The organism is Nonomuraea sp. NPDC005501 (genome assembly GCF_040605905.1).
GTDB lineage: Bacteria > Actinomycetota > Actinomycetes > Streptosporangiales > Streptosporangiaceae > Nonomuraea.
In genome coordinates this window covers 1-6,967 of sequence record NZ_JBEXDT010000178.1, presented here as the reverse complement: position 1 = coordinate 6,967, position 6,967 = coordinate 1, and the positions used below count along the sequence as shown (strand labels likewise).

Below are 6,967 nucleotides of genomic sequence, written 5' to 3'. Positions count from 1 at the left end.
GGTCACGGGCGTGGTCATCGTGGGCTTCGGCCTGCGGCTGGCGATCGACAGGTGACGGGGACGCTCCTCAGGGCCACGGCCACTCCAGGAGGCGGAGGCGGTCTACGACCCGCTCCCGGACGGCGTCGTCCTCGTCTCCGCCGAGCCCGACCGGGTCGTCCTGGAGGACGGCGGCGTACGGCAGGCGTTCCGGGTGGCGCGCCACGGCGGCAAGGTCTACGTCGACTCGCCCGCCGCGCACGCCGTCCTGACCCCCGTCCCGCGCCTGCCGGAGCCGGCCGAGCGGGCCGCGCCCGGCTCGCTGCTCGCGCCCATGCCGGGCGCCGTTCTCCGGGTGGAGGTCAAGGAAGGGCAGCGCGTGGACAAGGGGCAGCCCGTCCTGGTGCTGGAAGCGATGAAGATGGAGCATCGGATCACCGCGCCCGCCACCGGGACCGTGTCCGCCCTGCGCGTGGCGAAGGGCGACCAGGTCGAGGCCGGGGCGGTGCTGGCGATCATCGACGAGGAGAACACATGACGCGCCTGGTCCACAGGGAGCTCGCCGGCGGCGTGGCGACGATCACGCTCGACTCGCCGCCGAACCGCAACGCGCTGTCCGTGCGGCTGCTCGGCGACCTGGAGGAACGGCTGACCTGGGCGCTGGCCGAGCCGGAGGCGCGGGTCATCGTGCTGACCGGCACCGGCCCGGTGTTCTGCTCCGGCGCCGACCTGAAGGAGCAGCGGATCGAGCCCTCCTCCGCCGCCGCCGACGCTCCGGTGACGGCGTCGTTCCCGGAGGTCCTGGCGCTCATCTGGGAGAGCCCGAAGCCGGTCGTCTGCCGGCTCAACGGCACCGCGCGGGCCGGCGGGCTCGGCCTGGTGGCCGCCTGCGACTTCGCGGTCGCGCCGCTGACGGCGTCGTTCGCGTTCACCGAGGTACGGCTCGGCGTGGTGCCCGCGATGATCTCCGTACCGGTGCTGCGCCGGCTGCAGCCGAGGGCGGCGGCCGAGTACCTGATGACCGGCGAGGTGTTCGACGCCGCCAGGGCCGTGGAGATGGGGCTGCTGTCGAAGGCCGTGCCGGCGGAGGAGCTCGACGCGGCGGTGGCGCACTACGCGGACATGCTCGTCAGGGGCGGGCCGGAGGCGCTGGCGATCACCAAGCGGCTGGTGCGCGAGGTGCCGGCGATGCCGTTCGAGGAGGGGCTGCGGCGGATGGCGGCGCTGTCGGCGCAGCGCTTCACCTCGCAGGAGGGGCAGGAGGGGATCGCCGCGTTCATGGCGAAGCGCCCGCCCTCGTGGGTGCCGGACAAGCCGGAGGCGTGATGGCGCTGCGCGTCGCCAACTGCAGCGGCTTCTACGGCGACCGGCTGTCGGCCGCGCGGGAGATGGTCGAGGGCGGGCCCATCGACGTGCTGACCGGCGACTGGCTGGCCGAGCTGACCATGCTCATCCTGGCCGGCAACCGCCTCAAGGGCCGCCCCGGCTACGCGCCGACATTCCTGAGGCAGCTGGAGGACGTGCTGGGGCCGTGCCTGGACCGCGGCGTCCGGATCGTCGCCAACGCGGGCGGGCTCGACCCCGCCGGCTGCGCCGAGGCCGTCCACGAGCTGGCCGCCCGGCTCGGCCTGTCCCCCGACGTCGCGTACGTCACGGGGGACGACCTCACCGGCCGGCCGCTCGACCTGGTCAACGCCGACACCGGTGAGCGGCTCGACGCCGCGCCGCTGACCGCCAACGCCTACCTCGGCGGCCGGCCGATCGCCAGGGCGCTCGCGGCGGGCGCGGACGTCGTGGTGACCGGCCGCGTCACCGACGCGGCCCTGGTGACGGGCCCCGGCATCTGGCGGTACGGCTGGGGTCCGGACGACCTGGACGCGCTGGCCGGCTCGGTGGTGGCGGGACACGTGATCGAGTGCGGCTGCCAGGCCACGGGCGGCAACTACGCCTTCTTCCAGGAGGTGCCGGACCTCGCGCACTGCGGCTTCCCGATCGCCGAGCTGCACGCCGACGGGTCCTCGGTCATCACCAAGCACCCCGGCACGGGCGGGCTCGTCTCGGTGGGCACGGTCACGGCGCAGCTCGTGTACGAGATCGCCGGGCCCCGCTACCCCGGGCCGGACGTGGTGGCGCGCTTCGACACCGTCACCCTGTCGCAGGAGGGGCCGGACCGCGTCCGGATCTCGGGCGTGCGCGGCGAGCCGCCGCCGGACACGCTCAAGGTCGCGGTGACCGTCCCGGCCGGCTACCGCAACACGATGACGCTCGTCCTGACGGGCCTGGACGTCGAGGCCAAAGCGCGGGTCGCGGAGGAGGCGATCTGGGCGCGGGTGCCACGGGAGTCGTTCGACCAGGTGGACGTCACGCTCACGGACCGGGGGCTGCTGCGGATCACCGTCATGGACGCGGACCGGCGCACGGCGGGCCGCGCCTTCTCCTCGGCCGTGGTGGAGACGGGCCTGGCCGGCTACCCGGGCTTCCACGCCCTGACGCCTCCGGGCGACGCCACGCCGTACGGCGTCTACTGGCCGGTCCTGGTGCCGGCCGGGGAGGTCCGGCCGGCCGTGTATCTGAACGGCCGTCTCCTCCCGCCGGAGCCGGAGGAACGCGCCACCGCCGGCGCCCCCGGGAGCGGTCCCGCCGGCGCCCCGGAAGGCCCCGGCGCGGCGACCGCGCACCGGCTCAGCGGCGGACGGCGTGTCCCCCTGGGCCGGATCATGGGCGCCCGCTCGGGCGACAAGGGCGGCAACGCGAACCTGGGCGTCTGGGTCACCACGGCCGAGCGGTACACCTGGCTGGCCGCCACCCTCACCACGGACCGGCTGAAGGAGCTCCTGCCCGACCTGGCCCCCCACCGGATCGACCGCTACGCGTTCCCCAACCTCAACGCCCTGAACTTCGTCGTGCACGGCCTCCTCGGCCGCGGCGTGGCCGCCAGCCCGCGCATGGACCCGCAGGCCAAGGCCCTCGGCGAGGAGCTGCGCGCCCGGCTCGTGGACGTCCCCGAAGAGCTGCTCCCCTGATCCCCTGCGGGGAGCGTGCCTGATCCCCGGCGGGAAGCGTGCCGTCGCGGCTGATGAGGCCGCCCTCGCGGGTCGTCCCACCCACATCAACCGCCACGGCACACTCCATCCTCTTATACTCCACCAGCCCCATCAGGTTGAAGGGGATAGTGCGCTACAAAAGGGTTTGAGCGGACTCTTCCGGATACGGAAGGATGCCGGACGTGATGAGGATACGCCGCCTGACCGTGGCCGATCTGGACGCCTGCACGCGCCTGGCGACCGACCGCCAGTGGGAGCCCGAACGCCACAAGTGGTCGCTGCTGTTCGAGGTCGGCGAGGTCCACGGCATCGACGCGCCCGACGGCGACGGGCTGGCGGCCGCGAACGTCCTCACCCGCTACGGCCACGACCACGCCGTGATCAGCATGGTCCTCACCGCCGCCCGCCACTCCCGCCAGGGCCTGGCCAGGAGACTGATGGAGCACGCGCTGGAGCAGGCCGGCGACCGGACCGTCTCCCTGCACGCCACCGAGCAGGGCCGCCCGCTGTACGAGAAGCTCGGCTTCCGCACCGTGGGCCGGGTCGCCAAGCACACCGGCGTGTTCGAGGGCCGCCCGTCCGGGGTGACGCGCCCGGCCACCGAGGACGACCTCGGCGCGATCCTGGCGCTCGACGCGGAGATCTTCGGCACGGACCGGTCCCGGCTGCTGCGCCGCATGTTCGGGTTCGGGCTGCGGGTGCGGATGGCCGACGGGGGTTTCGGTCACTGCTGGCGCAACGATTCGAACGTGGTCATCGGCCCCGTCGTGGCCCGCGATCCGGCGACCGCCCAGGCGCTGATCGGGGACCTGGCGCTCGACGCCGGGGGCGAGGTGCGCATGGATCTCGACCTGGCCCAGGAGGAGCTGGTCGGCTGGGCCGTGGCCCATGGGATGGGCCGGCCCTGGCAGGTGTCGCTCATGGTCAGGGACGGCGACCTGCCCGGCGACCGGACCCGCCAGTTCCTCCCGTTCATGCAGGCCCTGGGATGAATATGGCTATTTTTCCAGAAACGATCACATATGTCCCAGCGGGCCGTACAATTGCGCGCAATTGCAGTTGTCCGTCCAGGGGGAAGGACCAGCCATGCGCATGCGGTTCCTCGGCTCGACGTCGGAGGCGGGCGCCTGCCCCACCCTGTACGAGACCGACCGCGGCACCATCGTGGTCCAAGGGCTCAGGCTCACCGACCCCGAAGCCCTCGCGGACCTGCGCGACGTGCTCGACGGCGAGGACGCGGTGGAGGTCCCCCGCGAGCTGATCACCGAGATCGCCCGCCGGGTGCTCCAGGACCCGTAACCCCGGGCGCCTCGGCCGTTTCGCCACCTTCCGCTATTGCTTCGTCACGATTGCGCCACTACCTCTGGCATGATCACCCCTGCCCGTCTAGCCTCTTGCGGCGTGACGTCCTTTCAGCAGGCGCGGATCGACCTCGGAAGCCAGCTCCGGCAGTTGCGCGAGGCCGCCCACCTGTCGGGCAAGGACCTCGCCGAGCGGCTGCGCTGGCAGCCGTCGAAGGTCTCCCGCCTGGAGAACGCCAGGCAGACGGCCACCGAGGACGACGTCGTGGTCTGGGCGCAGGCCGTACAGGCCACTGCCGCGACGACGGACGACCTGATCAGGCAGGCGATCGCGCTGCTGGAGCGGCACGACGACTGGCGGCAACGGCACCGCAGCGGCCTGGCCGCCATCCAGGAGGACATCCGCGACCTGGAGGCCCGCACCCGGCTCTTCCGGGTGTTCGAGCCGAACATCGTGGTCGGCCTGCTCCAGACGGCGGAGTACTCCCGGCACGTGTTCAGCAAGGTCAAGCGCCTCTACAGCGCCCCCGACCAGATCGACGCGGCGGTCCGGGTGCGGATGCAGCGGCAGGAGATCCTCTACGACCGCGCCCGGACGTTCCGTTTCGTGCTGCCCGAGTCGGCGCTGCACACCCGGCTGGCTCCCCTCGACGTCATGCGGGGTCAGCTCGACCGGCTGCTCGCGGTCAGCACCCTGCCGAATGTCGAGTTCGGGGTCGTCCCCTACGACGCGGAGCTGCCGGCCGCCCCGATCAACGGCTTCTGGATCTACAACGACGCCATGGTGGGCGTGGCCACCCTGACCAAGGATCTCGTGCTCCGCGACCCCGAGGACGTCGCCTTCTACGTCCGCGCGTTCGATGACTTCGCCAAGGCGGCGGCCTTCGACGAGGACGGCAGGGACGTCATCATCCGTATTCTCGATGGATACCGGAAACAATCGTCGCATTAATCCTCGCAATTGCTTGCCCGCCTCCACAAGATCGTGCAATTCTGTCGCGGGAGACGTTGCGGAGGTGACGCATGATGCTTGATACCGCGCTCAGCCTCGAGCGGTTCGCGTGGTACGCGGGCCGTCACGCGGATCTGGCGATCCAGAGCCTCTCCCTGGCCAGCGATCCCGCGTACGTGTCGGTGCGCAACCGCTTCTCCACCACGCTGGCGGAGACCGTGACCTGCTCGGAGGACGGCAGCTTCGTCACGTCGTGGGGCTACCGGCTCGGCACCGCGGACGATGTCGAGTCCGCCGCCGCCCGCCTCGCGTTCCTGCTCGCCGCCCTGCCCGCCTGAGCCGTCCCCGCCGGGACCGTCCTCGCCGGGGCCGTCAGCCGGGGAAGGACGTCACCGGGATGCCGGCCTCGCGGGCCGCGGCCGTGCGGGCGTGGGCCAGCAGCCGCCCCCGGCTCAGCACGTCGGGGTGGAGCGTGTAGCGGATGATGAGCCCGTCGAGCATGGCGTCGATCCGCTCGGCCGCGCCCGCCGGGTCCTCGCAGGCGAACTCCCCCGCGTCCGTGCCGTCGGACAGCACCCGGGCCAGCGCGTCGAGCCAGGCCGTCTCCAGCTCCAGCATGATCTCGTTGACGGCCGTCTCGCGCAGCGCGGTGTTCCACGCGTCGATCCAGAGCAGCCAGCTCTGGTCGGACGGCGACTCCGGGATGTAGTAGCGCAGCACCCGGTCCAGGCGCTCCGCCGCCGAGCCCGGGCCCGCGACCAGCTCGTCGAGCTTGGCGCTCTCGATGTCGAGGGTGGCCCGGAGCATGGCGGTGATCAGCTCGTCCTTGGTGGCGAAATGGTAGTGGATGAGGCCGCCGCTGACGTTGATCGACTTGGCGATGTCGGCGATCCGGGTGTGGGCCAGACCGCGCTCCAGCACCACCTTGCGCGTGGCCTCCAGCAGCTCGGCCCTGCGCTGGTCAGCCTGATCGGCCCGGGACGTACTCCGCACCGGGCCAGCCTATCCGTCAGGAGGCCGCGGCGGAGCAGTCGTAGAGGCCGTCCTGACCGTCCACGGCCGTGCAGTTCTGCTGCACCCACGTGGTGACCTCGGTGTTGCCCCGGCCGGGGCCGCCGCGGTCGCCGCCGCCGAGCACGTACCGGAGCCGGCCGGACGAGACGAGCTCCTTGAGACGGTCCACGGTCATGGCCGGGTCGCTGCCGGTGAAGCCGCCCATCGCGATGACGGGCCGGCCCGTGGACAGGATGATCGAGGACGCCTGCTGGGCGCTGCCGACGGCCACGAGCCACTCGGCCCGGCCCTGGTTCGCGAGGAGGTACTTGACCATCGCGTCGCTGACGCCGCCGCCGGGGCCGCCGGTCGCCCGCCCGGCCCGGCCGTCCTGCGCGGACTGGTCCTGGCCGTCCTGCGGCGGCTGTCCGCCCTGCGGGAACCGGCCTTCGCGGAACGAGCCGTACTCCCCGGACGCTCCGGGCGGCAGGCCGCCGGGAGGCAGCTGGCCCATGGGGCCACCGCGGCCGAAGCCCATGCCTCCCGTCGAGGGGCCGGCGGTCGGGTTGCTGCCGTTCACCTGCGACCGGAGCGGGGTGACGGCGTACGCGGCGGGGCCGGCGAGCCCGGCGACCAGGGTGGCGAGCAGCGCGCCCGCGGCGACCCTGGCGGCCACGCGCCCACGCCCGGCGAGGACG

General features: G+C 72.8%; 9 protein-coding genes and 1 pseudogene. 7 read left to right on the top strand and 3 right to left on the bottom strand.

What is annotated here, in order from left to right; translation table 11 throughout:
• Positions 1 to 67: 67 nt before the first annotated feature.
• Positions 68 to 205 (bottom strand): hypothetical protein, encoded by a 138-nt coding sequence (locus ABZS51_RS41755; protein WP_355453626.1) that lies wholly within the window; start codon positions 203 to 205, stop codon positions 68 to 70.
• Here ABZS51_RS41755 and ABZS51_RS41750 point away from each other — a divergent pair.
• The 7 genes from ABZS51_RS41750 (at position 194) to ABZS51_RS41720 (ending at position 5,614) form a co-directional block, all read left to right on the top strand.
• Positions 194 to 517 carry an acetyl-CoA carboxylase biotin carboxyl carrier protein subunit gene (locus ABZS51_RS41750; RefSeq protein WP_355453623.1) on the top strand — a complete coding sequence of 108 codons (324 nt, stop codon included), beginning with the start codon at positions 194 to 196 and terminating at the stop codon, positions 515 to 517. The genes ABZS51_RS41755 and ABZS51_RS41750 overlap by 12 nt on opposite strands.
• On the top strand, positions 514 to 1,305 hold the full coding sequence (locus tag ABZS51_RS41745; protein WP_355453620.1) for an enoyl-CoA hydratase-related protein: 792 nt from the start codon (positions 514 to 516) through the stop codon (positions 1,303 to 1,305). The genes ABZS51_RS41750 and ABZS51_RS41745 overlap by 4 nt, the downstream gene beginning before the upstream one ends.
• Positions 1,305 to 3,002 (top strand): acyclic terpene utilization AtuA family protein, encoded by a 1,698-nt coding sequence (locus ABZS51_RS41740; protein WP_355453617.1) that lies wholly within the window; start codon positions 1,305 to 1,307, stop codon positions 3,000 to 3,002. Before ABZS51_RS41745 ends, ABZS51_RS41740 begins: the two co-directional genes overlap by 1 nt.
• Before the next feature lie 206 nt (positions 3,003 to 3,208).
• Entirely contained in the window at positions 3,209 to 4,015 is an 807-nt protein-coding gene (locus ABZS51_RS41735; RefSeq protein ID WP_355453629.1) for a GNAT family N-acetyltransferase, read from the top strand.
• A 94-nt stretch (positions 4,016 to 4,109) separates the two neighbouring features.
• A complete protein-coding gene (locus ABZS51_RS41730; protein ID WP_310711199.1) occupies positions 4,110 to 4,322 on the top strand; it encodes a hypothetical protein in 213 nt (70 codons plus the stop codon).
• Positions 4,323 to 4,424: 102 nt separating this feature from the next.
• Positions 4,425 to 5,276, top strand: coding sequence for a helix-turn-helix transcriptional regulator (locus tag ABZS51_RS41725; protein WP_355453614.1), 852 nt, complete (start codon positions 4,425 to 4,427; stop codon positions 5,274 to 5,276).
• Positions 5,277 to 5,347: 71 nt separating this feature from the next.
• Positions 5,348 to 5,614: a hypothetical protein gene (locus ABZS51_RS41720; RefSeq protein ID WP_355453612.1), complete on the top strand. Its 267-nt coding sequence runs from the start codon at positions 5,348 to 5,350 to the stop codon at positions 5,612 to 5,614.
• A 34-nt stretch (positions 5,615 to 5,648) separates the two neighbouring features.
• Here the strand turns inward: ABZS51_RS41720 and ABZS51_RS41715 are convergent, their stop codons facing one another.
• The gene (locus tag ABZS51_RS41715; protein WP_355453608.1) at positions 5,649 to 6,269 is read right to left on the bottom strand and encodes a TetR/AcrR family transcriptional regulator; all 621 of its coding nucleotides are present in this window, start codon (positions 6,267 to 6,269) and stop codon (positions 5,649 to 5,651) included.
• Positions 6,270 to 6,285: 16 nt separating this feature from the next.
• Positions 6,286 to 6,967: pseudogene (locus ABZS51_RS41710) on the bottom strand (glycosyl transferase family 39); the annotation flags it as partial.

What these genes read in the sequence shown, in the direction of transcription:
- ABZS51_RS41745 (WP_355453620.1), top strand. Translation starts at nt 514, where the DNA reads ATGACGCGCCTGGTCCACAGGGAGCTCGCCGGCGGCGTGGCGACGATC.
- ABZS51_RS41735 (WP_355453629.1), top strand. Translation starts at nt 3,209, where the DNA reads ATGAGGATACGCCGCCTGACCGTGGCCGATCTGGACGCCTGCACGCGC.
- ABZS51_RS41720 (WP_355453612.1), top strand. Translation starts at nt 5,348, where the DNA reads ATGATGCTTGATACCGCGCTCAGCCTCGAGCGGTTCGCGTGGTACGCG.
- ABZS51_RS41730 (WP_310711199.1), top strand. Translation starts at nt 4,110, where the DNA reads ATGCGCATGCGGTTCCTCGGCTCGACGTCGGAGGCGGGCGCCTGCCCC.
- ABZS51_RS41740 (WP_355453617.1), top strand. Translation starts at nt 1,305, where the DNA reads ATGGCGCTGCGCGTCGCCAACTGCAGCGGCTTCTACGGCGACCGGCTG.